This window comes from Novosphingobium kaempferiae, from assembly GCF_021227995.1.
Lineage (GTDB): Bacteria > Pseudomonadota > Alphaproteobacteria > Sphingomonadales > Sphingomonadaceae > Novosphingobium > Novosphingobium kaempferiae.
In genome coordinates this window covers 5,623,894-5,649,738 of sequence record NZ_CP089301.1, presented here as the reverse complement: position 1 = coordinate 5,649,738, position 25,845 = coordinate 5,623,894, and the positions used below count along the sequence as shown (strand labels likewise).

The window sequence follows — 25,845 nt, the reverse complement described above, 5'->3', positions numbered from 1 at the left end:
ACCTCCCCGAGACAAGCTCGGGGAGGAATTGCCTTACCCTCTACCGCCCCATGCCCCGCGCCATATCCACCAGCACGTCACCCATCGCCTTAGCCATATCCGCAGGCTCCGGCGCGACATCCGCAATCGCGCGCTGCATCGCCTCGGCCCATTGCCCGGCGACGGCGTGGTCGATGGTGAAGGGCTTGTGCAGGCTCATCATGCAGCGACCGGGGTTGGCCTCGAACCAGTCGCGCGGGCCGCCTGCCCAACCGGCGAGGAAGCGTGGCAGTGACCGGCGCATCGGGTCGAGGTCGGCGGCGTGCATGGCGCGCAGCCGGGCGTAGGCCGGATCCTCGTCCATCAGGTCATAGAAGCGGTTGGCGATGGCCTCGAAAATCGGCGCGCCGCCGAGGCGGTGGAAGGGCGTGTTGGGAAGGGCGGGGGCAGGCTGTTCCATGCTGCCTGCATGGCGCATCCGTCGTACCCCGGCATTGACCGCGATCAATCGCGGATCAGGGCCCGCAGGGTCTCGATGCGGTCGGCCTCGTGGGCGGGCTTATCGGCGCGGATCCGGCTGATTCGGGGGAAGCGCATGGCGACGCCGGACTTGTGGCGCTTGCTGGCGTGGACGGAATCGAAGGCAACCTCGAACACCAGCGACTTGTCTGTCTCGCGCACCGGGCCGAAGCGGTTGACGGTGTGATTGCGGACATGGCGGTCGAGCCATTTCAGTTCCTCGTCGGTGAAGCCAAAGTAGGCCTTGCCGACCGGCAGCAGTTCCGCGCCACCGTTCGCCGGATCATCCGGATCGCCGTCCCAGCAGCCGAATGTGTAGTCCGAATAGAACGAGGAGCGCTTGCCCGATCCGCGCTGGGCATACATCAGCACGCAGTCGATCAGCAGCGGATCGCGCTTCCACTTGTACCACAGCCCGGTCTTGCGGCCCGCCACGTAGGGACTGTCGCGGCGCTTGAGCATCACCCCTTCGATCGCATCGTCGCGGGCACGTTCGCGGATGGCGGTCAGTTCCGCGAAGTCGGCGGCGGGGATCACCGTGGAGATGTCGAAATGCTGCGGGTCGAGCCGGGGGATGAGCGCCTCAAGCGCGGCGCGGCGCTCGCTCCAGGGCAGTGAGCGCAAGTCCTGCCCCTCCAGGATCAGCACGTCGTAGAGGCGCACGAAGGCAGGGTATTCCTCGCGCATCTTCTTGGACACGGTCTTGCGGCCGAGGCGCTGTTGGAGCGCGTTGAAGCTGGCCGCGCCGCCTTCTGTCCCGCCTTGATGCACGCCGCGAACCAGCAGTTCGCCGTCCAGCACCGCGTCGATGTGGAGCGCCTCGGCGATCTCGGGGAAGGTGGCGGAGATATCGTCGCCGGAGCGGGAATAGACCCGGGTTTCGCCGCCTCCACTCTCTCCCTTGGCACGGACCACCTGCACGCGGATGCCGTCCCACTTCCACTCGGCGGCGTAGTCGGCGAGATCGACCTCCGCTTCCTCCAGCCCGTGCGCGAGCATGAAGGGGCGGAAGAGCGGGAGGTCGTCGGAATTGGGCGGCTCGGCGTCGTGCGCGGCCCAGTCGAACAGCGGGGCGTAGGGCGGGGTCTGGCCGTGCCAGTGCTCCTCCACATCCTCCACCGCGACGTCGAAGGCCTGCGCGAAGGCGGTCTTGGCAAGGCGGGCGGAGATGCCGATGCGCATCGCACCCGTCGCCAGCTTGAGCAGGGCATAGCGGCCATTGGCATCGAGCCGGTCGAGCAGCTTCGGCAGCTCCACCATGACGTCGGCGCGCGTCATGCGGGAGAGGGCGTCGACTGCTTCCGAGACTGTAGGCGGGGAGGGCGCCTCACTCGGTTCGGGCCAGAGCAGGCTGGCGGTCTCGGCGGAATCGCCCACGTAGTCGCGGCTGAGCGTCCAGAGCACCGGGTCGATCCGCTCGGTCAGGAGGTTGCGGATGGTGGAACTCTTCACCGCCGGGAAATCGAGCCCGTCGGTCAGCGCTGCCAGCGCCCAGCCCCGGTCGGGATCAGGCGTGTCGCGCAGGTAGTCGGCCAGCAGCTTGAGCTTGGCGTTGCGGCTGCGGGTATAGACCAGCGCGTCGAGGAGGGCGGCGAAGCGTTCCATCAGGACTTACTTTCAGTCATCCTCGTCCTCGTACCCCACCAGAGCCAGCGCGCGCGCCTTCCGCTGGTTCAGTTCGCACCAGCGCAGCATGGCCTCCTCGCGCCCGTGGGTGATCCATGTCTCGGCGGGGTTCACGTCCACGACGGTCTGCGTGAGTTCGTCCCAGTCCGCGTGGTCGGAGATCACCAGCGGCAGTTCGACCATGCGCTGCCGCGCCCTCTGTCGCACCCGCATCCAGCCCGAGGCCATCGCCGTGATCGGATCGGGCAGGCGGCGGCTCCAGCGGTCGTTGAGGGCCGAGGGCGGGGCGACGATCACGGCGCCCGCCAGCTGTTCCTTGCTCGCATCCGACACCAGCTTCAGGTCGCCGAGATCGACGCCCCAGTCTTCGTAGAGACGGCACATCCGCTCCATTGCGCCGTGGAGCCAGATCGTGTCGCGGTGCCCGGCACGGCGCAGTTCGGCGATCAGGCGCTGCGCCTTGCCCAGGGCATAGGCGCCGACGAGCACGCAGCGCTCCGGATTGGCGGCGAGGGCGGAGAGCAGCTTGGCGATCTCCTCCTCTACCGGCGGGTGGCGGAAGACGGGGAGGCCGAAGGTCGCCTCGGTGATCAGCACGTCGCAGGGGGTGACTTCGAATGGCGGGCAGGTGGGGTCGGCACGGCGCTTGAAGTCGCCGGTGACGATGATCCGCTCGCCCGCGTGCTCCAGCAGGATCTGCGCGGAGCCGAGGACATGGCCTGCGGGAATCCATGTCGCATGGACGTTTCCGAGCAGGGCGATCCGCTCGCCATAGGGCACCGGCACCGCGCCTTCTTCCGTGGCGTAACGCAGTTTCATGATGGCGAGGGTTTCGGGGGTGGCGAAAGTCGCGCCATGGCCGCCGCGCGCGTGGTCGGCGTGGCCGTGCGTCACCAGCGCGCGGTCGGCGGGGCGGGCCGGGTCGATCCAGCAGTCGGCGGGGACGACGTGGATTCCCCAGGGTTCGGGTCTGATCCAGGAGAAATCGCGGGCCATCCTACGAAAATGGGGCGGGAACCGCGTGGTTCCCACCCCATGTTCTCAAGGTCCGGCGAGGATCAGTCGTCGGCGTTGGTGTCCGCCTGCGGGCCGGGCTTCTTCGCCTTCTTCACCGGGGCCTTCTTCTTGGCCTTGGCGACCTTCGGAGCCGACGGGGTCAGCTCGAAGTTGAGGGCGTTTTCCTTGACCGAGACGTGCACCTCGCCGCCGTGGGCGAGCTTGCCGAACAGCAGTTCCTCCGCCAGCGGCTGCTTGACCTTCTCCTGAATCACGCGGCCCATCGGACGCGCGCCGTAGAGCTTGTCGTACCCGCGATCGCCCAGCCATGCGCGGGCGTCCGAATCGAACTGGATGTGGACGTTCTGGTCGGCCAGCTGCAGTTCCAGCTGGAGGATGAACTTGTCCACGACCCGGCTGATGGTGTCCTTGAGCAGGTATGCGAAAGGCACGATCGCATCGAGGCGGTTGCGGAATTCCGGCGTGAACATCTGCTTCACGGCCTCGTCCCCGGCGTCGGCCTTGGACGTGTCACCGAAACCGATGCCGGCCTTGGCCATGTCCGACGCGCCCGCGTTGGTGGTCATGATGAGCACCACGTTGCGGAAATCGACGGTCTTGCCGTGGTGATCGGTCAGGCGACCGTTGTCCATCACCTGCAGCAGGATGTTGAACAGGTCCGGGTGCGCCTTCTCGATCTCGTCGAGCAGGAGGACGCAGTGCGGGTTCTGGTCGATCGCGTCGGTCAGCAGGCCGCCCTGATCGAAGCCGACATAGCCCGGAGGCGCGCCGATCAGGCGGCTGACCGAGTGACGCTCCATGTATTCGGACATGTCGAAGCGCTTCAGTTCGATGCCCATGATGGACGCGAGCTGGCGGGCGACTTCGGTCTTGCCGACGCCGGTCGGGCCGGAGAACAGGAACGAGCCGATCGGCTTGTCCGGATCGCGCAGGCCTGCGCGGGACAGCTTCATCGCCGTGGAGAGCACGCCGATCGCCTTGTCCTGCCCGAAGACCACGCGCTTCAGATCGCGTTCGAGGTTCTCGAGCGCCTTCTTGTCGTCCGACGAGACGGACTTGGGCGGGATGCGGGCCATCGTCGCGATGACCTGTTCGATCTCGCGCGCGGTGATGGTCTTCTTGCGGCGGCTGGGCGGCAGCAGCATCTGCATCGCGCCCACTTCGTCGATCACGTCGATCGCCTTGTCGGGCAGCTTGCGGTCGTTGATGTAGCGCGCCGAAAGCTCGACCGCGGTCTTGATCGCGTCAGGCGTGTACTTGACGCGGTGGTGTTCCTCGAACGCGGTGCGCAGGCCACGCAGGATCTTGATCGTATCCTCGATGGTCGGCTCGTTCACGTCGATCTTCTGGAACCGGCGCAGCAGGGCGCGGTCCTTCTCGAAGTGGTTGCGGAACTCCTTGTAGGTGGTCGAGCCGATGCAGCGGATCGTGCCGCCCGACAGCGCCGGCTTGAGCAGGTTCGAGGCGTCCATCGCGCCGCCGCTGGTCGCGCCCGCGCCAATCACGGTGTGGATCTCGTCGATGAAGAGGACCGCGTGCGGCATCTTCTCCAGTTCGGAGACGACCTGCTTGAGACGTTCCTCGAAGTCGCCGCGATAGCGGGTGCCCGCCAGCAGCGAGCCCATGTCGAGCGAGTAGATGACCGCTTCGGCCAGAACCTCGGGCACTTCGCCCTCGACGATCTTGCGCGCGAGACCTTCGGCGATGGCGGTCTTGCCGACGCCGGGATCGCCCACGTAGAGCGGGTTGTTCTTGGAACGACGGCACAGGATCTGGATGGTGCGATCCACTTCGGGGCCGCGACCGATCAGCGGGTCGACCTTGCCGTTCAGCGCCTTCTCGTTGAGGTTGACGGTGAACTGGTCGAGCGCGGAATCCTTCTTGCCCGCGGAAGCCTTGGCCTCTGCCTTGTCTTCGGGCGTCGGCGGGGTCTCCTCGGCGCCCTTGGGGCTGCGGTCCTCGATCCGCTTGCCGCCCTTGCCGATGCCGTGGCTGATGTAGCTGACGGCGTCGAGGCGGCTCATGTCCTGCTGCTGCAGGAAGTAGACCGCGTAGGAATCGCGCTCGGAGAACAGGGCGACCAGCACGTTGGCGCCGGTCACGGTGTCCTTGCCTGACGACTGGACGTGCAGGATCGCGCGCTGGATCACGCGCTGGAAACCGGCGGTCGGGGCGGGATCGCCCTTTTCCTCGGTCTTGAGCGACTGGTATTCCTGGTCGAGATACTGGCGCACCACGTCGCCAAGGTCGCCGAGGTCCACGCCGCAGGCCTGCATGACCTGTGCCGCGTCGGTATCGTCGATCAGCGCGAGCAGCAAATGCTCGAGCGTCGCGTACTCGTGGCTCCGTTCCGACGCATGGGACAGGGCCGAGTGCAGGGTCTTTTCAAGGCTTTGGGCGAAACTTGGCATTTAAGCGACCTTCATTTCGAGGGACGACTCTCCTGTGTGGGGAGCTTGGTGGTCGGTGGTTACGATAGTGATATAGGCATGCTCGGGATCGTTGCGAGGGGGCCTGCCAGCGGATGCCGAAAGGCAGCGAGACGAGGCTGCTATCCTCAAGATGATCGCGGCCTGAACAGCGCATCCGCCGCGAGGCGGTGTGCGGACGATGCGTTTCTATGTGCGCGGATGCGGGCGATCTCGGCTTCGAGAAGCGCGCTGCGCGCGTCCAGTTCGTCCAGCGAATAGCGATCCAGGCTTTCACCGGCGAGGAGGCTGGCGGCTCCGAAGTCGCCCTCGGATGACCGCCGCAGAGGTCGGTCTTCTTCGTCCATTGCAATGCAACATCGGACTCGAAATCGGCAGTGTCAATGGGGCCTTGGTGGAGGGTGTGGATGATGGGTAGTTCCCAGGTGCCGTTAAAATATTGTCGTCATCCCAGCGAAGGCTGGGACCGCTGGCAGCATTCGCTACGCTGGCGTGATGCGCGGCTGGACCTACATGCTCACCAACAAGCCTCGCGGCGTGCTGTACATCGGCGTGACCGCCGATCTGCCCGCACGTATGATGCAACATCGCAATGCGGCGGGCTCGGCATTCTGTCGCAAATACGGGCTCAAGCGGCTGGTGCTGATCGAGCCGCATGAGCGGATCGAGGATGCGATTCGTCGAGAAAAGGCGCTCAAGGCGTGGAAGCGGGACTGGAAGATCCGGCTGATCGAGGAAGGAAATCCGCAATGGGTGGACCTGTTCGATCGATTGATCTGAGCGAACGTGCCATTCAAAAACATGCCGCCATCCCAGCGAAGGCTGGGACCGTTATGACCCTGTCACGCCCGATCGCGCCGGCGCTACCTGACGGCACTTACCTAGCCGCAAGCGTTCAACACAACGGCCAGCGGTCCCAGCCTTCGCTGGGATGACGATTGTTTTATAAATCATTGTTCGGAATGGATCGCCATTTGCCTTCATTGTCGCGCGGTTTTCAGGTTCCCCACCCCCCGCATCCTGTGGCACAGGGGGGCTCATGTTAGCTGACCTTCCTGTCACCATGACCGCGGTTGGGTACGACTCGCCCGGCGGCCCCGATGTCCTTCGCGTAGAAACGGTTACGGTGCCTCGGCCCGGACCCGGCGAAGTGTTGGTCAAGGTTGCCTTCGCGGGGGTCAACCGTCCCGATGTGGTGCAGCGGCAGGGCAGCTATCCCCCGCCGCCCGGCGCCTCGCCGATTCCCGGGCTGGAGATTTCCGGTACGGTGGCCGCGCTGGGCGAGGGCGTCAGTGCCTTCGTTCCGGGACAGCAGGTCTGCGCGCTCGTTTCGGGCGGAGGATATGCGCAATACTGCATTGCAAAAGCGGGCCACTGTCTGCCGGTGCCGGACGGTCTGCCGCTGGACGAGGCGGCGGCGCTGCCGGAAACGCTGTTCACCGTGTGGCATAACGTGTTCGAGCGCGGCTACGCCCGGGAGGGCGAGTGGCTGCTCGTCCACGGCGGCACCAGCGGCATCGGCACGATGGCAGCGATGCTGGGACGGCATTTCGGGCTGACGGTGATCGTTACCTGCGGTTCGGCGGAGAAGTGCGAGGCGGCGCTCAGGATCGGCGCGCATCACGCGATCGACTACAAGGCCAGCGACTTCGTCGAGGAAGTGGCGCGGATCACCGAGGGGCGCGGCGTCGACGTCGTGCTCGACATGGTTGCGGGCTCCTACGTGGCGCGCAATCTCAAGTGCCTCGCACCCGATGGCCGCCACGTCACCATCGCGGTGCAGGGCGGCGCGAAGGCGGAGATCAACATGGCCGTGGTGATGACGCGGCGCTACACGCTCACCGGATCGACGCTGCGGCCGCGGACCGATGCATTCAAGGCGATGGTCGCGCAGGAGATCCTCGACTGCGCCTGGCCGCTGGTGGAGGAGGGGTTGCTGCGGCCGGTGATGGACGCGCGCTTCCCGCTCGCCGATGCTGCTGCCGCTCATGCGCGGATGGAAGCGGGCGATCATGTCGGCAAGATCGTGCTGGAGGCGGGCTGAGGGGCGCTCGGTGTACGCTAGGTGCCGTTCAGTACACCCGAAATGATGCCTGAAGGGCGTTTCACGTGAAACGCATCGACGGAATGACGCAATTTTCGGCCCCTTTTACTTGCTCCTCCGGCAAAAATTCCCTAAATCGACCCGGTGAGGCCGCTCCGCGAAGGGGCGGCCCTTATTGTTTCCGCCGGAGATAGAGACATGAGCCAGCCCACTCCGCTGATGCCGCACGCGACCGCCTCGTGGCTGGTCGACACGACCGCGCTGACTTTCGAGCAGATCGCAGAATTCTGCGGGCTCCACATGCTCGAAGTGCAGGCGATGGCCGACGATCTGGCATCCAGCAAGTACACCGGTCGCGACCCCGTGCGCTCGGGCGAGCTGACGATGGAAGAGATCGAGAAGGGGCAGGCCAACCCCGACTACAAGCTGCGCATGCACAAGGTGCCGGTCACTTCGACCCGCACCAAGGGCCCGCGCTACACCCCGGTCTCGAAGCGCCAGGACAAGCCCGACGGCATCGCCTGGATCCTGCGCAACCATCCCGAAGTTTCGGACGCGCAGATCGGCAAGCTGATCGGCACCACGCGCAACACGATCGCGGCGATCCGCGACCGTTCGCACTGGAACATCGCCAACATCACTCCCAAGGATCCCGTCACGCTGGGCCTGTGCTCGCAGCGCGAACTGGATGCGCTCGTCGCCAAGGCGGCGAAGAAGGCGGGGATCGAGGACGATGGCCAGAACGATGAGCGTCTGGTCGATGACCGGCAGGCCCTGATCGACGAACTGCGCGCCGAGCGCGAGGCCGCCTCGCGCGCCGCCAGCGAAGCCGCTCAGGAAGCCGAAGTCGCAGCCTGGCTCGAAGCCAAGCGTGCCGCCGAAGCCGCCGAGGCACGCGGCGAGTAAGATCGCCCGAGGCTGAATCGAAAAGGGGACATGGGATCGGCTCCCATGTCCCCTTTTTCGTGCCCGAAACGATCATGGAAGACCCGCCGGTCCGGGACTCACTCTGCCGCGGAAGGCAGGTCCAGTTCGCCCTCGACGGGCTCGGCCTGAACGGCCTCGACCTTGGCGGCCTCCGCCTTTGCAGGCGCAGAGGCTGGCAGTCGCGCAATCGCTGGCGGATGCTGCCCGCCGTGCGGAGTCAGGCGCCCTTCCAGACGCGCGCCCTGCTCGATGGTCAGCGTGTCGTAGGACACGTCACCCTCGATCCGCGCGGTCTTGAGGATCACGACGTCGCGCGCCGCAACCGCGCCGCGCACAAGTCCGGCAATCCGAACCGATTCGGCCCGCACCGCGCCGGTGATCTCGCTGCCCTCGCCCTGGACGAGCGAACTGCAGGAAATGTCGCCGTTGACGCAGCCGTCGACGTGCAGGTCGGCGCTTGCCGAGATGTCGCCGGTGATGGCGGTGTCGCTCCCCAGCATCGAGAAGCTGGAACTGTTGATGCTCGCACGCGAGCTTATGAAGGCCTTGGCCATGTCAGTGGTTCTCCCTCTGGGCCCCGTTGTTTCCCTGGATGCTTGCCCCCTGATTTCGTGCCGCTTCGAGGAACGGGCGCGGATTGACCGGACGGTCGTTCACGCGCACCTCGAAGTGCAGATGCGGTCCCGTCGAGCGGCCGGTGCTTCCCATCGCACCGATCAGCGCCCCGGCTTCGACTTCCTGTCCCACGCGGGTGCGGAAGCCGGAAAGGTGCCCGTAGCGGGTCATCAACCCGTTGCCGTGCGTCACCTCGATGCAGTTGCCGTAGCCCGACTTCTGCCCGACGAAAGTCACGCGGCCCTGAGCGGCCGCATAGATCGGCGAGCCCATCGGTCCGGGAAAATCGAGCCCGGCGTGGAACGCCGCGCCGCCGGTGAACGGGTCCGAACGATAGCCGTAGCTGGATGAGACGTAGGCGACATGCGCCGGGCTCACCTGCGGGATCGAGGCGAGGCCGTTCTCCAGCGCATCCATGCGCGACAGGCTGCGGCCCATCTTCACGAAGCGCGGATCGACGCTGCCATCGGCTCCGGTGGCGAGCTTCACCAGCGGGCCACCCTCGGCCATGCGAGCGCGGGAGATCATCGCGTTGGGATTGAGGCCGAGCTTGCGGATCGAGGCCATCGCGGCATCGGAGCGCTGGTCGGCATAGCGGGTGAGACGGTCTACAAGAGCGAGCTGCTCGGCCTCGATCTGGGCGAGAGCACCGGCACCGGGAATCGCGGCGCTGACCTTCTTCACGGTTGCATCGGTCTGCGCAGTCGGTTGCGCCTCGCCGGACTGCTCGGGCAGTTCCTGGATATGAGCATCGACCACCTGCTCGATGAATTTCTGGCGGCGGGCGAGATCGGCTGCGACGGTATCGACGTTCTCGCGGTACTGTGCAACGTTCTGTTCGGCCTTGGCGACGTTGGCCGCGCGCTTGGCGAGTGCGGCGCTTTCGCTGCCGGTGGAAACCTGCGAGAGCGCAAGCGCGCCCACCGATGCGGCCCACATTCCGAGCACGCCGACTGCGGCTCCTGCGGCCATCTTCTGTGCCCGCGAGGAAACGCGGATGAAACGAACCTGTCCCTGCGACCGCATGATGAACTCGCGGTCAGCGAACATGGTCCGGAGGCGCTGAAGCAGCGCCTCGGCTGACTTGGAAGGCAAAACGACCCCGCTTGAAATCTATGTCTCAGTCCCGGGCCGGGCAGTTAGCAGCGGGAAGTTACCAAGGCGAATCGGCTGAACGTGAACCTCTGCGGAATCGGGGCGAGTCGATATGGACTCGCGGCGAGTTGAGGAACCTTGCCGAAATGCGGTAAAAATCGGCAGGCGAATCGATTGCAAACGCCTGTTCGGGCGCCTTGCAATCCGGTGACAACTGCACGCTGCGATGATAGTCCCGCTTCCCATGACCGAGCAGAGCACCCTGATCGCCGAACCCGCAGCCCTCTCGCCCGAGGCGCTGGTCGAACAGCTCGCCCGTGACGGTCGCGCGGCCCAGCGCGTCCTCGCGAAGCTGACCGATGCCGAGAAGGCCGGGGCGCTGCGAGCTGCCGCCACGGCGCTGCGTGACGCGGAAGGTGAGATTCTCGCCGCCAACGCGCAGGATATCGCTGCTGGTGAAGCGAAGGGATTGTCCGGCGCGATGCTCGACCGCCTTCGGCTCGATCCCGCGCGCCTTGCGGGAATCGCTGACGCCGTGGATCAGGTCGCGAACCTGCCTGATCCGGTCGGCGAAGTTATCGCCGCCAGCGAGCGCCCCAACGGCCTCAGGCTTTCGCGCGTTCGCATCCCGATCGGGCTGATCGGCATCATCTACGAAAGCCGTCCCAACGTTACCGCCGACGCCGCTGCTCTCTGCCTGCGCTCGGGCAATGCGGTGATGCTGCGCGGCGGGAGCGAGGCCCTGAATTCCAACCGCGCCATCCGCGCAGCCTTTGCCAGGGGGCTGGCGAGCGTCGGCCTGCCCGAAGCCGCGATCCAGCTCATCCCGACGCAGGACCGTGCCGTCGTCGGCGCGATGCTGACGGCTGCGGGGCTGATCGACATGATCGTCCCGCGCGGCGGCAAGAGCCTCGTCGCACGCGTGCAGGCCGATGCGCGCGTGCCCGTGCTCGCGCATCTCGACGGCATCTGCCACACGTATGTTCATGCTGCCGCCGATGCGGAAATGGCGCGCAAGCTCACGCTGAACGCCAAGATGCGCCGCACCGGCATCTGCGGGGCAATGGAGACGCTGCTGCTCGACACGCAGTTCCCCGAGAGCGAATCGGTCGTCGCAGGCCTGCTCGATGCGGGCTGCGAGCTGCGCGGCGATGCCCGCGCGCAGGCGCTCGATCCGCGCGTCCTGCCAGCCACGGACGAGGACTGGGATACCGAATATCTCGATGCCGTGCTGGCAGTCGCTGTCGTAGATGGAATCGAACCGGCGCTGGAGCATATCGCTACGCATTCCTCGCACCACACCGAGGCCATCGTTACCGACGACGCCGAAACCGCCGAGCGCTTTCTTGCCGAAGTCGACAGCGCGATCGTCATGGTCAACGCCTCCAGCCAGTTCGCCGACGGCGGCGAGTTCGGCCTCGGTGCAGAGATCGGCATAGCCACCGGCCGGCTGCATGCGCGCGGTCCGGTGGCGCTCGAAGGCCTGACGACCTACAAGTGGCAGGTCCGCGGCACCGGGCAGGCGCGCCCCTGAAACCGGCCAGATCTCGCCCCGGCCCCGTGACGGGGCTGCTCGGCGGCAGCTTCAACCCGGCGCATGGCGGGCACCGGCGGATCACGCTTTTCGCGATCGAGGCGCTCGCATTGGACGAAGCATGGTGGCTGGTCTCGCCCGGCAACCCGCTCAAACCGAGCACCGGAATGGCCCCGCTCACCGCAAGGGTGGGTTCGGCGCAACGACAGGCGCGAAGAGCGCGAATCTGGGCCACGGCGATCGAGCGTGAACTGGGCACCCGGTTCACCGTCGATACTCTCAAAGCCCTGCTCAAACGCTACCCCAAGCGGCGCTTCGTGTGGCTCATGGGGGCAGACAACCTCGCCCAGTTGCATCGCTGGAAGGACTGGCGGACACTGGCACGACTCATGCCGATTGCGGTGATCGCGCGTCCGGGGTATGATGGCGCTGCCCTCGCGAGCCCCGCGATGGCCTGGCTGGGGCGCTTCCGGAGACCCCTGACCAGCCTTCGCGGTCCGGAAAGGTGGAGCGCACCTGCGCTGGTGACATTGCGATTCGACCCCGATACGCGGTCGGCAACGGCGATACGCCAGGCCGATCCCGACTGGGCACGAAGGTTCGGAAATCGACCTTCGCGTGACGCAGTCACGTTCCACATGATCCCCGGGACGGCGGAATGACTGGCCTTTCGGCCTCTTTCCCGCATATCCGGCTTACACGGCAGACGATCGAACGCGGCAGGGTGGTTTCCATCCTGTCCGGTCGGTTTTGAAAGGAGCAGAACCCAACCAAGATGCCACAGGCAGAACTACAGCCGGAATCAACCGGCGCCACCCCGCTTCCGACGCTGATCGAAAGCGATGATCCGTTGCTCAACCTCGTCCTCTCGTCGCTCGACGACGATCAGGCGCAGGAACTGGTGACGATCGACCTCGACGGCAAATCGAGCATCGCCGACTTCATGGTGATCGCTTCGGGCCGTTCGACCCGCCAGGTCGCCTCGATGGCGCAGAAACTTGGCGAGCGACTGAAGGAAAACGGCTTCGGCCATCCGCGTATCGAAGGCCTTCCGGCGGCCGACTGGGTGCTCGTCGATGCGGGCAGCGTGGTCGTCCACCTGTTCCGTCCCGAAGTGCGCACCTTCTACAACCTCGAGCGGATGTGGGGCTTCGACGGCCCGTCCGGGGCGGCCTGATCTCCGCCTAGAGGATGATCCTCCGGTCGCGACGGTGGCCGGAAAATCGAAAGGAAATCACGCGGGGGTCCTGCTCCGTCCCCGCGTTCCTGGCCCGATTGCGCTAGAAAATCATGCTGCTGCACATCATTGCCCGCGGAAAGATCGGCCGTTCGCCTGAGGGTGAGCTGCTGGACCGCTATGCAAAGCGCATCTCCTGGCCGTTCCGGCACAGCGAGCTGCCCGACACGGGCGGCAAGGTGCCTCCTCCCGCCCATACCCCGGTCCGCGAAGTCTTGCTCGACGAGCGGGGCAAGGCGATGAGCTCGGAAGAGTTCGCCGCGCTGCTCGGCCGCTGGCGGGACGAGGGCGTTCGCGAATGCCGCTTCCTGATCGGCGCGGCTGATGGCCATGGTGACGAGGCCCGTGCGCAGGCGGACCACCTCCTCTGTTTCGGCCGCATGACGTGGCCGCACATGATGGCGCGCGCGATGCTGGCCGAGCAGCTCTGGCGCGCCACCGCGATCCTGTCCGGCCATCCGTACCATCGATCCGGGTGAGCAAGCGACGTGGTGCGCAGGCTGAAGGTGTTCTTCGACGGCGGCTGCCGCCCCAACCCCGGCCCGATCGAGGCCGCGGTGGTGGTGCGGGGCGTTGCGCACATCTTCGAGGATTGCGGCTCCGGCTCGAACAGCGACGCCGAATGGCTGGCACTGATCCGCGCCCTGGAAGTCTGCCGCGATCAGGGTCTTACCGAAGTCGAACTGATTGGTGACGCCGTGGAAGTGATCCGGCAGGCGAACCGGGCCTTGCAGCATGGACAGGGCTCGCAGCCTCACGCGGCCCGGTTCCTGGCCCTTGCGGCAGAGGTCGCACCCTCGCGCATCCGCTGGATCAGGCGCGAGCAGAACCTTGCGGGGATTGCACTGGCCGCCCGGCATCCACGCTGAGCAAGACGGCTCTATCTGCTCAACGCGTAAGTCGCCGTGGCGATGACCTGCACGCGATCCGTGCTTTGTCCCGGCGCCTTTGCACGGCTGATCACCATCGAGAATGCCGGGTCGACCCGACTTCTGAACTGTGTCGACACCATGTCCCCGCGCACGGTGCTACCGAGTTTTTCCCAGCGCTTGCCGAATTCCGGAGCGCTGAGCACAGCTTCCACAGGCGGTTGAAGATCTGCTGCACCGCCTCCGGTGACGTGGCACATCGGCAACCGATCCGAAGTGACCAGAACATACCCCGCATCTGTGGTTGAATTGATGCGCCAGTAATGGTTGCCTGCCCGCAACGCCGTAGGCGGAAGGTTGATCTCCTCGACGCGATCGACCGCTCCAATCTGGTTGCCGAGCCCGGTGCTCGAAACGAAGGGCTCGCTCCCGCTTTCCCAACTGGCGGGGTTCAGCACCCACTCCTCGCACCCCTTCAGGGCGCCGTTGAAGCCGGTTTCCAGCACACTCTGCGCATGCGCGGGGTGGGAGAGTGCCGTTGCGGCGACGAGCAGGATGAGCCGGTGCATGGCTGCGATCATTAGTCGCAATCCCTCTTCTTTCCCAGCCCGGGGGGGGTTGGTGATCGCAGGTCGGATTGGCCCCATCATCCGGGAATACGGGCGATCACCTTGATCTCGAAATCGAAGCCCGCCAGCCAGTTCACGCCTATGGCCGTCCAGTTTGGGTAGGGCTGTTCCGGGAAGACCTCCGCCTTCACGGCCATGAAGGTATCGAACTGCTTTTCCGGATCGGTATGGAAGCTCGTCACATCGACGATGTCGTCCAGTCCGCATCCTGCGGCTTTGAGCGTCGCTTCCAGATTGGCGAAGGCGAGCCGGACCTGCGCCGCGTAATCAGGCTCCGGCGAGCCGTCCGTGCGGCTCCCTACTTGCCCTGAGACGAACAGTAGGTCGCCTGATCGGATCGCTGCCGAGTAGGCATGGTTCGCGTAAAGCTCATGGCGACCTTCGGGGAATACGGCTTGGCGCTTGGCCATGGATTATCTCCTTTTCGAAATTGCGGGATCTGGGGCGGACCGACCGGCCATCCCTTTCCTTTCACATACGCTACGTATATAGATGTGGCATACGCCATGTATGTCAAGTCGCATACGCCACGTATTTGAAAGAAGGATGGTTCATGGCTGCCCGAAGTCGCGCGAAAACGATGGAGGAGAATCGAGCAAAGCTGCTGGTGGCGGGGCGAAAGGCTTTTGCCGTCGAAGGCTTTGCGGCCGCATCGATGGACGAACTGACCGCATCTGTGGGCCTGACGCGCGGCGCGCTCTATCACAACTTCGGCGACAAGAAGGGGCTGCTCGCTGCCGTCGTCGCGCAAGTCGATAGCGAGATGGCGACCCGCGCCCGGGCTGCTGCCGGGGATGCTGGCTCTCTGTGGGACGAGCTTTTGGCGGAGGGGGCCGCCTATATCGAAATGGCGCTGGACCCCGAGGTGCGCCGTATCGTCCTGCTCGACGGTCCGGCGTTCCTCGGCGATCCGTCACATTGGCCCAGCCAGAACGCCTGTCTGGAGGCGACGAAACAGGCGGTTGCGCAACTCGTTGCCGATGGAACGATGAAGGCGGTCGACGTCGAGGCCGCCGCCCGCCTGCTGTGCGGCGCGGCGCTCAATGCGGCCTTGTGGGTTGCGGCCAGCGAAGACCCGCTGGCGACACTGCCGAGGGCCGTCGATGCCTTCAGGCTGATGGCCGAGGGGTTTCGGGCCTGAATTTTCCGCCCTTCGTCGGGGCAAGCGTGGGAAGGGGGGCTGTCGCATTTCCTCTCTTCCCGGCTGACTCGCGCTGGCCTAACACCGCATCGTGAAGCCTTTTTCCCGTACAGCGCTGATCCTTGCGTCGCTCGGTATAGCCGGGTTCGCCACGCATGCGCTCACGCAGGCGGGCGGGCTGGCTGTGCTCGATCCGGCGGTGGACGCGGCTCAGGCGCGGCAGGAGATGATCGCCGCGCGGCGTGAAGGAGCGCTGGCGGGCAGGCGCGCGGAAAAGCTGGAAGCGCGTGCAAGGCAGGTCGGTGAACAGGCCGAGACCACCGCACGAGAGGCTGCTGCCGTCGCCGCGCGGATTCAGGAAATGGACGCCCAGATCGCCGCCGAACGCGCGCAGATGCGGCTGATCGCTTCGCAGCGCGCGGGGCTGCGCGCGCAACTGGCTGAAAAGCAGGGGCCTCTGGCACGACTGACGGGCTCGCTGCAGCGCCTGTCGCGGCGGCCTCCGCTGCTGGCGCTGCTACGCCCCGGCTCGGTGCAGGACACCGTCTACATGCGCGCGCTGCTCGATACGATGCTGCCGGAGGTGGAGCGGCGTACCCGCTCGCTCAGGGCAGAGATCGAGCGCGGACGGGCGCTGGAGCAGCAGGCCAAGGCGGCTGCGGCCGGGCTCGCACAGGCGCAGGGCCAGATGCAGCAGCGCCGCCAGCAGCTTGCCGGGATTGAATCGCGCCAGCGGCTGGAGGGCCGCGAGGCGAGCGGGATCGCCGCGCGCGAGAGCGAGCGCGCCTTGGCGCTCGCTGAAAAGGCGCGCGACCTTGGCGATCTGGTGCGCGAAGTCGGGCGTCAGGGTGAACTCCGCGCAGAGCTCGCAGCACTTCCAGGGCCGATCATGCGCCCCGCCCGACCGGAGGATGCGCAGGTCATCGGCGCGGGCCAGTTCACCCCGCTACCCGAGGGACTGGCGAGCTACATGCTGCCCGTGACCGGTCGCCTGCTCACCGGCTTCGGCGAGGATGCGCCGGGGCAGGCGCGGTCTAACGGGCTGGTCATGGCGCCGCGCGATCATGCGCAGGCGGTGTCCCCGGCGTCGGGGCGGGTGGCGTTCGCGGGGCCTTATCGGGGCTTCCAGAGCATCGTCATCGTCGAGCACGACGGTGGCTGGACCTCGCTCATCACGGGCCTTGCGCGGCTGGACGTCACCGTGGGTGAGCGGGTGGTGGCGGGCTCACCTATCGGTGTGACCGGCCCGCGAGACCCACGCGTCATGGTGGAACTGCGGCGCGACGGTGTGCCGGTCAATCCGTTGCAGTATATTCGGTCACTCTGAAAACGGGACGTTCCTCCCCGAGCTTGTCTCCGGGAGGTGGCAGTCGCGCAGCGACTGACGGAGGGGGAATGGCGCGAGGTTCTCGACCCTAAAGCTGGCGTCGGGCTTCCCCTGGACACTCGGGATCGGTGCAAATAATTGCGGCTTGTCACCTCGCGCGACTAGGTAGGCTTCTAGCGACGCATCCGAGATAGCGTGGCCGCTACCGGGCTGCTCCAGATCAGCGAAAAGCAATGAAGATAGGCCTAGTCGGTCGGAGAGGGTGTCAAGCGAGGCACCACGCCCCCCGCTTTGAGGCTCGCCATAAGCAGTGGCCATCAATTCAGGGCCGCAAACCACCGACAACAGGCGGAGAGCTTCGCCCATTGTGATGGAAGCCCAATCTTTCCGGTCTTCCGCAGACATCCGATAAAACCGTTCGATCTCTGCCTGAATTTGGTTCAGCGCCTTTCTGCGGGTCGCAGCATCGCTCATGGCGTGTCGGCTTTCTCGCCACCCTTGGATAAGAATTCCCCCCACGCATCCATGAGCGTCCGACGCATCTCCATGAACTTCGTCCGCTTATAAGCCCGCACCACCTTGTCCGGCACGGTGTGGGCCAAGGCAGCTTCCGCCACCGCATCGGGCACATCCGGCATCTTCTCCGCAGCCCAATCCCGGAAGGACGAGCGGAATGCGTGGGCGTTGTAGATCAGCCCGGCATCTCGCATGACCTTGCTGAGTGCCATGTCGGATAAGGGCTTTAGGCGCTGGCCGGGGAAGATCAGGGCTTTGGGATCGACCTCCCTTTTGCCTTTGATCTCGGACAGCAGCGCCATGGCTGCCTTGCTGAGCGTGACGGTGTGCGGCTCGCGCAGCTTCATGATCTCGGCAGGTCGGTTCCACTCTGCCTTCTTGAAATCGATCTGGCCCCATGTTGCGAACCGGACCTCGCCGGGGCGGGCTGCCGTCAGGATCAGGAACATCAGGGCGCGACGCCCGCTGGTTTGGCTCTCGCCTCCAAGCCGGGTCATGAAGGCGGGCACATCAGGATAGGGCATCGCGGCGAAATTTCCGCCCTTCGGCTGCTTGGGCAGGCCCACACCCACCGATCGTCCTGGGGCTTCCGTCGTTCGCCAGCCCTTCGAATGGGCGAAGTTTAGCACCTGTCCCACGCGCATACGGAGCTTGTGAGCCAGTTCGGGCTTCGTGGTCCAGATCGGCGTCAGCATCTTCTGGATGTTAGCGGCGTCGATCGTATCGACCCGGCGGTTGCCCAGCGAGGGAAAGGCGTAGGTTTCCAGGGAGGACAGGAAGGCGTCGGCGCTCTTCCCCACCCATCCGGACTTGAGAGCGGCGTGCGTCTTCTTGGCCGCTTCCTTGAAGGTCGGGATGGGGCGCCGGTCACGATCGCGCTCGGCGATAGGATCGCGACCATTGAGGGTATGTTTCCGCAGCTCAGCGGCCTTCTCACGGGCCTCGGCCAACGTCAGAGCCGCCAGCGATCCAAGGCCGATGTCCCGGCGCATCTTGTCGCGCTGCACCCTAAGGATCCAGGACTTGGCGCCCGTAGGCTTCACGACCAGATAGAGCCCGTCGCCATCGCCGTGACGCCCGGGCTTTGCATTCTTCACACCAAGGGCATTGAGCTTACCCATCCAGTTCCCTCATCCGTTACCACATAAAATCGTGGTTTGCCGCGAACAAAGGAGAACATATGCGAACCCTTGGATTGGTACAACCTAGGGAAACCGGGCGAGTCGAGGATAACCCCGAACATTCGCGAACAAAGAGTTATGATCCTGTCGGGTGCACCATTTCCCTCACATCGCCCTCTCGTCTGCATCCGCGTCCACTGCGGTTCATCGCGCGTGAGGTGCCGCCCGTCTTTATGATCCGTTAATATACGGATCGTTTCGCGGCGCTGGCTCGTTCGTCACGGGAGTTCTCCCAACGAAACGAGCCCAGCACTTTGTCCACCGAACATCGCGCCCACTTCTGGGGCATCAAGGCCGCGCAGGCGGGTATTCCTCTTTCCAGCAATCCTTACGCAAGTCCCCGACAGAGAGCCGCCTGGGAGGCGGGCTACAAGCACGACCCTCTGGCGGAGATGCCGAGACAGCCGCTCAATTCCTGACGGCCGCAATCATTTCAGCTTCAGCGGCAGCCCGGCGGCGACGAACTGCACTTCGTCGGCCAGTGCCGCGATGGTCTGGTTGAGGCGACCCGCCTCGTCGCGAAAGCGCCGCGCCAGCGCGTTTTCGGGGACGATGGAGAGGCCGACTTCGTTCGAGACGAGCACCAGCGGCTTCGCGCAGCGCGCGATGGCCTCGCACAGCGCAGCGGTCGGTGCCTCCAGTGCCATATCCGCCAGCATCAGGTTCGACAGCCAGAGCGTCAGGCAATCGACCAGCACCGCGTCCGCTTCCCGCGCCGCGCGGTCGATCGCGGCGGCGAGGTCCAGCGGTTCCTCCAGCGTCGTCCAGCGCGGGCCGCGGTCGTCCTTGTGACGGGCGATGCGCTCGGTCATCTCGGCATCGAAGGCCTGCCCGGTGGCGATATAGCACAGCCGTCCCGGCACCGCCTCGACGCGTGCCTGCGCGAACCGGCTCTTGCCCGAACGCGCGCCGCCGAGGACGAGAAGGCTGCTCATCGGCCCGCCCCCGCCAGCGCCAGCAGACCGCCCACGTCGAGGTGCTGCTCCATCGCCGTCGCCAGTTCATCGAGCGCGGCGTCCACGCGAGCGTCATTGTCGAACCCGTCCGACACTGCGCCGATCCGCTCCAGCAGCGCGGTCCGCAGGCCCGGCTTCGCCAGCAGACCGTGGCAGTAAGTGCCGAAAGTCCGCCCGTCCGTTGCCACCGCGCCGTCGGGCCGCTCGTTGCCGAGGCGCGCAAACGGGCGGGCCGCGTCCGGCCCCTCGGTCACGCCCATGTGCATCTCGTAGCCGGTGAAGTGCGCGCCCATCGCCGTTCCTTCCACCTGTTCCAGCGTCTTGCGGGCATCGAGCACGGTCGTCACGTCGAGCAGGCCGAGCCCGGCGATCTCCCCCGGCGGGCCTTCGATGCCGTGGGGGTCGGCGATGGCGCGGCCCAGCATCTGGTAGCCGCCGCAGATCCCCAGCACCGCACCCCCGCGCCGATGGTGGGCGAGCACGTCGATGTCCCAGCCCTGCGCGCGCAGGAAGGCCATGTCGGCGATGGTCGCCTTGGAGCCGGGCAGGACGACCAGCGCCGCCTCTGCCGGAATCGGCGTGCCCGGCGGGATCATCGCAAGGTCCACGCCGCTCTCCTGCCGCAGCGGGTCGAGGTCGTCGAAATTGGCGATGCGCGGCAGGATCGGGCAGGCGACGAGCAGCTTGCCCGCCCTGCCGCCAAGCCCGCGTTCCAGCACCACCGCGTCCTCGCTCGGCAGCCGTGCGACCGCGCTCTGCCAGGGCAGGACGCCGAAGCCGCGCCAGCCGGAGCGGCGCTCGATCTCGGCATAGCCGTCGGCGAACAGCGCCGGATCGCCACGGAACTTGTTGATGATGAAGCCGCGGATCATCGCCGCATCCTCGGGATCGATCACCGCGAGGGTGCCGACCACGGCGGCGATCACCCCGCCCCGATCGATGTCGCCCGCCAGTACCACCGGCACCTGCGCCTCGCGCGCGAAGCCCATGTTGGCGATGTCGCCGCTGCGCAGGTTGATCTCCGCCGGAGAGCCCGCGCCCTCGACGATCACGAGATCGCAGCGCGCCTCCAGCCTGCGGTAGCTTTCCAGCACTTCGCCCAGCAGCGGGCGGCGCGCCTCGCGGAAGTTCGCCGCGCCCAGCGTGCCGCGCACCTTGCCGTGGACTATGAGCTGCGAGGTGCGGTCGGCCTGCGGCTTGAGCAGCACCGGGTTCATGTCGACATGCAGCGGCGCGCGGGCGGCGAGGGCCTGCAACGCCTGCGCGCGGCCGATCTCTCCGCCCTCGGGCGTGACGGCGGCGTTGTTGGACATGTTCTGCGGCTTGAACGGCAGCACCGTCAGCCCCCGGTTGGCGGCGGCGCGGCACAGGCCCGCCACCAGCACCGACTTGCCGACGTCCGAACCGGTCCCCTGCAGCATCAGGCCAGCCATTGTACCCCCAAGGCGGTTACTCCAAGCAGGACGCAGCCGCGCCGGTAGATGGTGAGGGCGCGCGAGAGGTCGCGCGGGGTGGCGTCGGCACCGTGCTGGCCGATCCAGGGCTTGTCGGCAAGCATGCCGTCGTAGGCGATAGGCCCGGCCAGCCGTACGCCCAGCGCGCCCGCCATCGCCGCCTCCGGCCAGCCCGCGTTGGGGGAGGCGTGGCGGGTGTGGTCGCGGACCATGACGCGCCAGCCTCTCAGTCCGGCAAGGCAGATCAGCACGCCGGACAGGCGCGCGGGAGCCAGCATGACGAGGTCGTCCAGCCGCGCGGCGGCCCAGCCGTAAGGGCCGAACGGCTCCTCGCGGTGGCCGATCATGCTGTCGGCGGTGTTGATGGCCTTCAGCGCCCAGACTCCCGGCAGGCCGAGCAGCAGCAGCCAGAACAGCGGGGCGACGACGCCGTCGCAGAAGCTCTCGGCAAGGCTCTCGATGGCGGCGCGGGTGACGGCGGGTTCGTCGAGTCCTTGCGTGTCGCGGCCCACGATCATGCCCACGGTGCGGCGGGCTTCGGGGAGGTCTCCCGCCAGCAGCGCGGCGCGGATCGGGCGGACGTGATCGTCGAGGCTGCGCGCGGCCATCGCGGGCCAGGCGAGCAGGGCGAGGATCGGCCAGGCCCATGCTCCGGCGAGAGCGCGCACGGTGGCTTCGATGCTGGTGGTGGCGGCGATCACCATGGTCAGGAGGAGGAGCATAGCCGCGATCCCGCAGACTCGGCGGGAGGTGAGGCTGGCATCGCGGCGGTTGAGGCGGCGCTCGGTGGCGGTGATGATCCGGGCGAAGAGGCCGACCGGGTGGCCGGTCAGCGCGTGGAGGCGAGTGGGCCAGCCGAGCGCGCCCTCTATCGCCAGCGCGGCGGCGGCGATGGGTTCAGCCATCGGCGAGGGCTCTGTCGAGGCGCACCAGCGCGGCGGGATCGGCGGGCACGCCAAGGCGCAGGGTGCCGGGGTGATCGGTGAAGGGGCGCGTCAGGATCCGCGCGCGCGCCAGCCGCTCGAACAGGGCGGGGGCCTTGGTGATGTAGCGGAACAGCGGGCACGCGCCCTGCGGTGCGAAGCCGTGGCTGGCGAGCACGGCGTCGAGCGCGGCGGCGCGGTGGGGCAGTTCGGCACCGGTCCGCTCGATCCATGCGGTATCGGCATAGGCGGCGGTGCCCAGCGCCAGCGCGGCGGCGTGGAGCGGCCAGCTGCCCAGCAGCGCGCGCAAGGGGGCGGCCAGCGCGGGCGGCGCGATCACGAAGCCGAGGCGCAGGCCCGCAAGGCCGAAGAACTTGCCGAAGGAGCGCAGGACGATCAGGCGTTCCGCGCTGCCGACGTGCGCGACGACGCTCATCTGCGGATGGCAGTCGGCGAAGGCTTCGTCGACGATGAGCCAGCCGCCCTGCACGGCGATGGCGTCGTGCCAGTCGAGCACGGCGGCGGGCGGGCGCAGCAGGCCATCGGGGTTGTTCGGGTTGGCCAGCACCACCGCTTCGGCACCTTGTGGGGCCTCGGCGAAGGCGATGGGGCGCGATGTCGCGAAGGCTTCGGCGTGGGTGCGGTAGGCGGGGGTGAGTGCGCGGCCGGGGAGGGCGAGCAGTCCGGCGAGCAGGCGTAGGGCGGTCTCGCTGCCGGGGACGGCGCAGACCAGTTCCGGTGGGGCGCCGAAGTGGCGGGCGGCGGCGGCCTCCAGCGCGGCCAGCGCATCGGGATCGGGCAGGGCGGACCATTCGATGGGCGGGACGGCGCCGCTCCACGGCAGCGGGTTGAGGCCGGTCGAGAGGTCCAGCCACTCAGCCGGATCGCCGCCATAGGTCCGCGCCGCTTCGGTCAGGCGGCCGCCATGGTGGAGCAGCGCAGGGTTCATGGCAGCAGCACCAGCGCGGTGAGTAGCGCGGTCTCCACCAGCTCTATCCCCGCGCCGTGGCCATCGCCCGAGATGCCGCCCAGCCTTGCGCGCAGCCACCAGCCCCACAGCGGCGCGGCCATGAACAGGGCGAGGAGCGCGGGGAAGAGCAGGATCGCGGCGGCTATGGCGGCGAGGCTCCATGCTGCGAGGTGGACATGGCTCACCCCTTCGCGGAATTTCGAGCCCAGCCCTGCGTGGAGCGGCGGCAGGAACAGCGTCCAGCCGATCGGGGCGATCCGGGCGAGCACCGGCACCAGCACCAGCGCGCCGACTTGTGCGGGCGCGATGGCGTGGAGCAGCACCAGCTTGGCCGCCAGCTGTAACCCGATGGCGACGACGGCGAAGCTGCCGACGTGCGGGTCCGCCATGACCGCCGACAGGCGCTCCCGATCCCCGTGCGCCGCACCCGCGCCGTCCGCCACGTCGCCGAGGCCGTCGAGGTGCAGCGCCCCGGTGATCGCCACCCAGCCGACCAGCCCCGCCAGCGCCGGCACCCACGCATCGCGCGGCTGGAGCAGCCACCATGGCAGCGCGACGCAGGCCCCCACCACCAGCCCCGTCGCCGGAAACCAGCGCATCGCCCGCGCAAAGTCCCGCGCGTCGGCCTTCACCGGAGGCAGCGGCAGGCGGGTGAGGAATTGCAGGGCGAGGATCAGGCCTTTCACAGGCGGGCTCCCCCCTGGCGTCGTCCCGGGCTCGACACGGGACCGTGGGCCGTGAACAGCCCACCGTGCCGGGCGTGCCCCGACGCATGCGTGCGCCTAAAGACGGCCCACGGTCCCGGATCAAGTCCGGGATGACGGGGGGATGCAATCCAAGTCATGCTATCAGCCCCGTGATCTGCGCGGCTTCGTCCGGCCACACGCGCAGGGTGAGGACGCTGGCGTAAGGGAGGTCGAAGGCCCAGACCTGCCGGTGTTCCATGTGGAACAGCACCGAAAGCGCCGCCCGCATCGCACCGGCGTGCGTGACGACGAGCGTATCGCCCTCGATCCGCCCAAGCGCCAGCGCCACGCGGGTCTTGAGGGCGGACCATGTCTCGCCGCCGGGCGGGGCGTGGGCGTCGGGATCGTCCCAGAATCGCGCGTAGGCGGCTGGATCGACTTCGGCGGCGGCAAGGCCAGTCCATGCGCCGAAGTCGAGTTCGCGCCAGTCGGCGTCCACGCGATGCGCAACATCCCGCGCCGCCGCCACCTGCCGCGCCGGATCGAGCGTGCGTCCCAGATCGGAAGACACCACGGAGTCGAACGCCAGCCCCTCCGCCCGCGCCACGCACTTCGCCGTCTCGGACGGCAGCGCGGGCTCGTCGCGGTGGCCCAGCAGCAGGCCGGGTCGCTGCGGCGCGCCGTGGCGCATCAGGTGGAGGGTAAAGCCACTCATGCCGGGTTGGCGACCGCCGCTTCCTCGAACGTCGCCATCTCGCCGTGGGCCGCCAGCGCCGCGCGCACGATCGGCACTGCCAGCGCCGCGCCGGTTCCTTCGCCAAGCCTGAGGCCGAGGTTCAGCAGCGGCTCCAGCCCCAGCCGGTCGAGCAGCCGCGCATGGCCTGCCTCGGCTGAGCAGTGGGCGGCGATGCAGTGGTCGGTGAAGCGCGCATTGTCGCGCACCAGCGGCGCGATGGCGGCGCTGGCGATGAACCCGTCGAGCAGCACCGGCACCTTGCGCAGCCGCGCGGCAAGGATCGCACCCGCCATCGCCGCGATCTCCCGCCCGCCAAGGCGGCGCAGCGTCTCGAAGGCGGAGCCGCAGTGCGCGCCGTGGAGTGCCAGCGCGGCCTCCACCGCCGTTTCCTTGCGCGTAAGGCCGTGGTCGTCGATCCCGGTGCCGCGCCCGGCCCAGTCGTGGGCCGCGCCGCCGAGCACTTGTGCGCAGAGGGCCGCGGCGGGCGTGGTGTTGCCGATGCCCATCTCGCCCACCAGCAGCAGCCGCGTGTCTGCATCGAGCGCCGCCGCGCCCCGGTTCAGCGCGTCGAGGCACTCCGCCTCGCTCATCGCCGGTTCCAGCGTGATGTCGCCGGTCGGCCGGTCGAGGTCGAGCGCCACCACCGACAGCCGCACCGCGCAGGCGCGGGTAAGCGCGTTGATCGCTGCGCCGCCCGCCTCGAAATTGGCGACCATCTGCACGGTCACTTCGGGGGGATAGGCGCTGACGCCCTGCGCGGTGACGCCGTGGTTGCCGGCGAAGACCACCGCCTGCACCGGGTCCGCGACGGGGCGCTCATGTTCCTGCCAGCCCGCCATGAACACCGCGATGTCCTCCAGCCGACCGAGCGCGCCGGTGGGCTTGGTGAGGCGCGACTGGCGGCTGAGCGCGGCGGCGCGCGCCTCAACGTCGGGCTGCGGCAGGGTGGCGAGCGCGGCGGCGAAGGCGGCGGGATCGGCGAAACGGATCATGTGCAGACGTAGCCTTCCGGCGGGGTGCGGGTGATGAAATGGCCCTTCACGCCTTGCGGCCATTCGCGGAAGGGCACGCGGCCATGCTCGCTTTCCGCATGGCGCGCGGCATATTCGAGGATGGCGCGGGCGGCATGCTCGTCCGGGGTGAAGTCGCCCAGCACGTAGCCGACCTTGCCCGGCGCGCGGATGTGGACGGTGCAGTGGCGCGAACAGGCGAAGAGGCAGGGCATGGACTGGACCTCGACGCCCCGAAGCGTCGGGTCGGCATCCTGCACCGCGCGCATCGCCGCTTCGAGCAGCGCGCCGCCGCGCTGGCCCTCGCCGTCCTCGCGCTCGTCGGCGCTGAGGCGGCAGGTGTTGCACACGACCACCGAGGGGCCGGGGGTGACGGGGGTCAGCATGGTGGGATCTCCGTTCGGGCCTGCTTTGTGCCGCGATGT

At 67.4% G+C, this 25,845-nt stretch carries 28 protein-coding genes; 10 read left to right on the top strand and 18 right to left on the bottom strand.

Annotation, left to right across the window (positions count from 1 at the left end; all coding sequences use genetic code 11):
* Positions 1-40: 40 nt before the first annotated feature.
* From LO787_RS25815 to LO787_RS25795, 5 genes are all read right to left on the bottom strand, one after another.
* The gene (locus tag LO787_RS25815; RefSeq protein ID WP_232493814.1) at positions 41-439 is read right to left on the bottom strand and encodes a group II truncated hemoglobin; all 399 of its coding nucleotides are present in this window, start codon (positions 437-439) and stop codon (positions 41-43) included.
* Between the two features lie 44 nt (positions 440-483).
* Positions 484-2,103, bottom strand: a complete 1,620-nt coding sequence (locus LO787_RS25810) for a cisplatin damage response ATP-dependent DNA ligase (RefSeq protein ID WP_232493813.1) — start codon at positions 2,101-2,103, stop codon at positions 484-486.
* 12 nt (positions 2,104-2,115) lie between these two features.
* On the bottom strand, positions 2,116-3,120 hold the full coding sequence (locus LO787_RS25805) for a ligase-associated DNA damage response exonuclease (protein ID WP_232493812.1): 1,005 nt from the start codon (positions 3,118-3,120) through the stop codon (positions 2,116-2,118).
* 62 nt (positions 3,121-3,182) lie between these two features.
* Complete coding sequence (gene clpA / locus LO787_RS25800) at positions 3,183-5,552, bottom strand: ATP-dependent Clp protease ATP-binding subunit ClpA (protein ID WP_232493811.1); 2,370 nt, start codon at positions 5,550-5,552, stop codon at positions 3,183-3,185.
* Between the two features lie 146 nt (positions 5,553-5,698).
* Positions 5,699-5,917, bottom strand: coding sequence for a DUF1192 domain-containing protein (locus tag LO787_RS25795; RefSeq protein ID WP_232493810.1), 219 nt, complete (start codon positions 5,915-5,917; stop codon positions 5,699-5,701).
* Between the two features lie 148 nt (positions 5,918-6,065).
* Here LO787_RS25795 and LO787_RS25790 point away from each other — a divergent pair, with 148 nt between their 5' ends.
* The 3 genes from LO787_RS25790 to LO787_RS25780 all read left to right on the top strand — a co-directional run bounded on the left by LO787_RS25790 (position 6,066) and on the right by LO787_RS25780 (position 8,520).
* Positions 6,066-6,350 carry a GIY-YIG nuclease family protein gene (locus LO787_RS25790; protein ID WP_232493809.1) on the top strand — a complete coding sequence of 95 codons (285 nt, stop codon included), beginning with the start codon at positions 6,066-6,068 and terminating at the stop codon, positions 6,348-6,350.
* A 259-nt stretch (positions 6,351-6,609) separates the two neighbouring features.
* Positions 6,610-7,614, top strand: a complete 1,005-nt coding sequence (locus LO787_RS25785) for an NAD(P)H-quinone oxidoreductase (RefSeq protein WP_232493808.1) — start codon at positions 6,610-6,612, stop codon at positions 7,612-7,614.
* 198 nt (positions 7,615-7,812) lie between these two features.
* Complete coding sequence (locus LO787_RS25780) at positions 7,813-8,520, top strand: DUF1013 domain-containing protein (RefSeq protein ID WP_232493807.1); 708 nt, start codon at positions 7,813-7,815, stop codon at positions 8,518-8,520.
* Positions 8,521-8,618: 98 nt separating this feature from the next.
* Here LO787_RS25780 and LO787_RS25775 read toward each other — a convergent pair whose 3' ends face one another.
* A complete protein-coding gene (locus tag LO787_RS25775; RefSeq protein ID WP_232493806.1) occupies positions 8,619-9,095 on the bottom strand; it encodes a bactofilin family protein in 477 nt (158 codons plus the stop codon).
* A gap of 1 nt (position 9,096) precedes the next feature.
* Complete coding sequence (locus LO787_RS25770) at positions 9,097-10,206, bottom strand: M23 family metallopeptidase (RefSeq protein WP_232493805.1); 1,110 nt, start codon at positions 10,204-10,206, stop codon at positions 9,097-9,099.
* 289 nt (positions 10,207-10,495) lie between these two features.
* Here LO787_RS25770 and LO787_RS25765 point away from each other — a divergent pair, with 289 nt between their 5' ends.
* From LO787_RS25765 to LO787_RS25745, 5 genes are all read left to right on the top strand, one after another.
* Positions 10,496-11,785 carry a glutamate-5-semialdehyde dehydrogenase gene (locus LO787_RS25765; protein WP_232493804.1) on the top strand — a complete coding sequence of 430 codons (1,290 nt, stop codon included), beginning with the start codon at positions 10,496-10,498 and terminating at the stop codon, positions 11,783-11,785.
* Positions 11,749-12,447: a nicotinate-nucleotide adenylyltransferase gene (locus tag LO787_RS25760; protein ID WP_232493803.1), complete on the top strand. Its 699-nt coding sequence runs from the start codon at positions 11,749-11,751 to the stop codon at positions 12,445-12,447. The genes LO787_RS25765 and LO787_RS25760 overlap by 37 nt, the downstream gene beginning before the upstream one ends.
* 113 nt (positions 12,448-12,560) lie before the next feature.
* Positions 12,561-12,962: a ribosome silencing factor gene (gene rsfS, locus LO787_RS25755; protein WP_232493802.1), complete on the top strand. Its 402-nt coding sequence runs from the start codon at positions 12,561-12,563 to the stop codon at positions 12,960-12,962.
* 113 nt (positions 12,963-13,075) lie between these two features.
* Complete coding sequence (locus LO787_RS25750) at positions 13,076-13,501, top strand: 23S rRNA (pseudouridine(1915)-N(3))-methyltransferase RlmH (protein ID WP_232493801.1); 426 nt, start codon at positions 13,076-13,078, stop codon at positions 13,499-13,501.
* 9 nt (positions 13,502-13,510) lie between these two features.
* Entirely contained in the window at positions 13,511-13,891 is a 381-nt protein-coding gene (locus LO787_RS25745) for a ribonuclease HI (protein ID WP_232493800.1), read from the top strand.
* An 11-nt stretch (positions 13,892-13,902) separates the two neighbouring features.
* On the opposite strand, the gene LO787_RS25740 is transcribed toward LO787_RS25745, so the two are convergent.
* On the bottom strand, positions 13,903-14,472 hold the full coding sequence (locus LO787_RS25740; RefSeq protein ID WP_232493799.1) for a hypothetical protein: 570 nt from the start codon (positions 14,470-14,472) through the stop codon (positions 13,903-13,905).
* A gap of 65 nt (positions 14,473-14,537) precedes the next feature.
* On the bottom strand, positions 14,538-14,930 hold the full coding sequence (locus LO787_RS25735; protein ID WP_232493798.1) for a RidA family protein: 393 nt from the start codon (positions 14,928-14,930) through the stop codon (positions 14,538-14,540).
* Between the two features lie 143 nt (positions 14,931-15,073).
* Here LO787_RS25735 and LO787_RS25730 point away from each other — a divergent pair, with 143 nt between their 5' ends.
* Together LO787_RS25730 and LO787_RS25725 are read left to right on the top strand one after the other, a co-directional pair.
* The gene (locus tag LO787_RS25730) at positions 15,074-15,661 is read left to right on the top strand and encodes a TetR/AcrR family transcriptional regulator (protein ID WP_232493797.1); all 588 of its coding nucleotides are present in this window, start codon (positions 15,074-15,076) and stop codon (positions 15,659-15,661) included.
* Positions 15,662-15,752: 91 nt separating this feature from the next.
* Positions 15,753-16,988 carry a murein hydrolase activator EnvC family protein gene (locus LO787_RS25725; RefSeq protein ID WP_232493796.1) on the top strand — a complete coding sequence of 412 codons (1,236 nt, stop codon included), beginning with the start codon at positions 15,753-15,755 and terminating at the stop codon, positions 16,986-16,988.
* Between the two features lie 470 nt (positions 16,989-17,458).
* Here LO787_RS25725 and LO787_RS25720 read toward each other — a convergent pair whose 3' ends face one another.
* The 9 genes from LO787_RS25720 to LO787_RS25680 form a co-directional block, all read right to left on the bottom strand.
* Positions 17,459-18,625, bottom strand: a complete 1,167-nt coding sequence (locus LO787_RS25720) for a tyrosine-type recombinase/integrase (protein ID WP_232493795.1) — start codon at positions 18,623-18,625, stop codon at positions 17,459-17,461.
* A gap of 488 nt (positions 18,626-19,113) precedes the next feature.
* On the bottom strand, positions 19,114-19,620 hold the full coding sequence (gene cobU / locus LO787_RS25715; RefSeq protein WP_232493794.1) for a bifunctional adenosylcobinamide kinase/adenosylcobinamide-phosphate guanylyltransferase: 507 nt from the start codon (positions 19,618-19,620) through the stop codon (positions 19,114-19,116).
* Positions 19,617-21,074, bottom strand: coding sequence for a cobyric acid synthase (locus LO787_RS25710; RefSeq protein WP_232493793.1), 1,458 nt, complete (start codon positions 21,072-21,074; stop codon positions 19,617-19,619). The genes cobU and LO787_RS25710 overlap by 4 nt, the downstream gene beginning before the upstream one ends.
* On the bottom strand, positions 21,062-22,000 hold the full coding sequence (cbiB, locus tag LO787_RS25705) for an adenosylcobinamide-phosphate synthase CbiB (RefSeq protein ID WP_232493792.1): 939 nt from the start codon (positions 21,998-22,000) through the stop codon (positions 21,062-21,064). The genes LO787_RS25710 and cbiB overlap by 13 nt, the downstream gene beginning before the upstream one ends.
* Entirely contained in the window at positions 21,993-22,967 is a 975-nt protein-coding gene (locus LO787_RS25700; protein WP_232493791.1) for an aminotransferase class I/II-fold pyridoxal phosphate-dependent enzyme, read from the bottom strand. Before LO787_RS25700 ends, cbiB begins: the two co-directional genes overlap by 8 nt.
* Positions 22,964-23,674 (bottom strand): adenosylcobinamide-GDP ribazoletransferase, encoded by a 711-nt coding sequence (locus tag LO787_RS25695; protein WP_232493790.1) that lies wholly within the window; start codon positions 23,672-23,674, stop codon positions 22,964-22,966. The genes LO787_RS25700 and LO787_RS25695 overlap by 4 nt, the downstream gene beginning before the upstream one ends.
* Before the next feature lie 154 nt (positions 23,675-23,828).
* A complete protein-coding gene (locus LO787_RS25690) occupies positions 23,829-24,389 on the bottom strand; it encodes a histidine phosphatase family protein (protein ID WP_232493789.1) in 561 nt (186 codons plus the stop codon).
* Complete coding sequence (cobT, locus tag LO787_RS25685; protein ID WP_232493788.1) at positions 24,386-25,402, bottom strand: nicotinate-nucleotide--dimethylbenzimidazole phosphoribosyltransferase; 1,017 nt, start codon at positions 25,400-25,402, stop codon at positions 24,386-24,388. The genes LO787_RS25690 and cobT overlap by 4 nt, the downstream gene beginning before the upstream one ends.
* Positions 25,399-25,806 carry a DUF1636 domain-containing protein gene (locus LO787_RS25680; protein ID WP_232493787.1) on the bottom strand — a complete coding sequence of 136 codons (408 nt, stop codon included), beginning with the start codon at positions 25,804-25,806 and terminating at the stop codon, positions 25,399-25,401. Before LO787_RS25680 ends, cobT begins: the two co-directional genes overlap by 4 nt.
* Between the last annotated feature and the right edge of the window lie 39 nt (positions 25,807-25,845).

Coding starts and splice junctions, on each gene's coding strand:
- LO787_RS25795 (WP_232493810.1), bottom strand. CDS start 5,917: ATGGACGAAGAAGACCGACCTCTGCGGCGGTCATCCGAGGGCGACTTC.
- LO787_RS25770 (WP_232493805.1), bottom strand. CDS start 10,206: ATGTTCGCTGACCGCGAGTTCATCATGCGGTCGCAGGGACAGGTTCGT.
- LO787_RS25810 (WP_232493813.1), bottom strand. CDS start 2,103: ATGGAACGCTTCGCCGCCCTCCTCGACGCGCTGGTCTATACCCGCAGC.
- LO787_RS25690 (WP_232493789.1), bottom strand. CDS start 24,389: ATGAGTGGCTTTACCCTCCACCTGATGCGCCACGGCGCGCCGCAGCGA.
- LO787_RS25710 (WP_232493793.1), bottom strand. CDS start 21,074: ATGGCTGGCCTGATGCTGCAGGGGACCGGTTCGGACGTCGGCAAGTCG.
- LO787_RS25815 (WP_232493814.1), bottom strand. CDS start 439: ATGGAACAGCCTGCCCCCGCCCTTCCCAACACGCCCTTCCACCGCCTC.
- LO787_RS25720 (WP_232493795.1), bottom strand. CDS start 18,625: ATGGGTAAGCTCAATGCCCTTGGTGTGAAGAATGCAAAGCCCGGGCGT.
- LO787_RS25790 (WP_232493809.1), top strand. CDS start 6,066: ATGCGCGGCTGGACCTACATGCTCACCAACAAGCCTCGCGGCGTGCTG.
- LO787_RS25765 (WP_232493804.1), top strand. CDS start 10,496: ATGACCGAGCAGAGCACCCTGATCGCCGAACCCGCAGCCCTCTCGCCC.
- cobU (WP_232493794.1), bottom strand. CDS start 19,620: ATGAGCAGCCTTCTCGTCCTCGGCGGCGCGCGTTCGGGCAAGAGCCGG.
- LO787_RS25785 (WP_232493808.1), top strand. CDS start 6,610: ATGTTAGCTGACCTTCCTGTCACCATGACCGCGGTTGGGTACGACTCG.
- LO787_RS25700 (WP_232493791.1), bottom strand. CDS start 22,967: ATGAACCCTGCGCTGCTCCACCATGGCGGCCGCCTGACCGAAGCGGCG.
- LO787_RS25780 (WP_232493807.1), top strand. CDS start 7,813: ATGAGCCAGCCCACTCCGCTGATGCCGCACGCGACCGCCTCGTGGCTG.
- LO787_RS25740 (WP_232493799.1), bottom strand. CDS start 14,472: ATGATCGCAGCCATGCACCGGCTCATCCTGCTCGTCGCCGCAACGGCA.
- rsfS (WP_232493802.1), top strand. CDS start 12,561: ATGCCACAGGCAGAACTACAGCCGGAATCAACCGGCGCCACCCCGCTT.
- LO787_RS25730 (WP_232493797.1), top strand. CDS start 15,074: ATGGCTGCCCGAAGTCGCGCGAAAACGATGGAGGAGAATCGAGCAAAG.
- clpA (WP_232493811.1), bottom strand. CDS start 5,552: ATGCCAAGTTTCGCCCAAAGCCTTGAAAAGACCCTGCACTCGGCCCTG.
- cobT (WP_232493788.1), bottom strand. CDS start 25,402: ATGATCCGTTTCGCCGATCCCGCCGCCTTCGCCGCCGCGCTCGCCACC.
- LO787_RS25735 (WP_232493798.1), bottom strand. CDS start 14,930: ATGGCCAAGCGCCAAGCCGTATTCCCCGAAGGTCGCCATGAGCTTTAC.
- LO787_RS25775 (WP_232493806.1), bottom strand. CDS start 9,095: ATGGCCAAGGCCTTCATAAGCTCGCGTGCGAGCATCAACAGTTCCAGC.
- LO787_RS25680 (WP_232493787.1), bottom strand. CDS start 25,806: ATGCTGACCCCCGTCACCCCCGGCCCCTCGGTGGTCGTGTGCAACACC.
- LO787_RS25805 (WP_232493812.1), bottom strand. CDS start 3,120: ATGGCCCGCGATTTCTCCTGGATCAGACCCGAACCCTGGGGAATCCAC.
- cbiB (WP_232493792.1), bottom strand. CDS start 22,000: ATGGCTGAACCCATCGCCGCCGCCGCGCTGGCGATAGAGGGCGCGCTC.
- LO787_RS25750 (WP_232493801.1), top strand. CDS start 13,076: ATGCTGCTGCACATCATTGCCCGCGGAAAGATCGGCCGTTCGCCTGAG.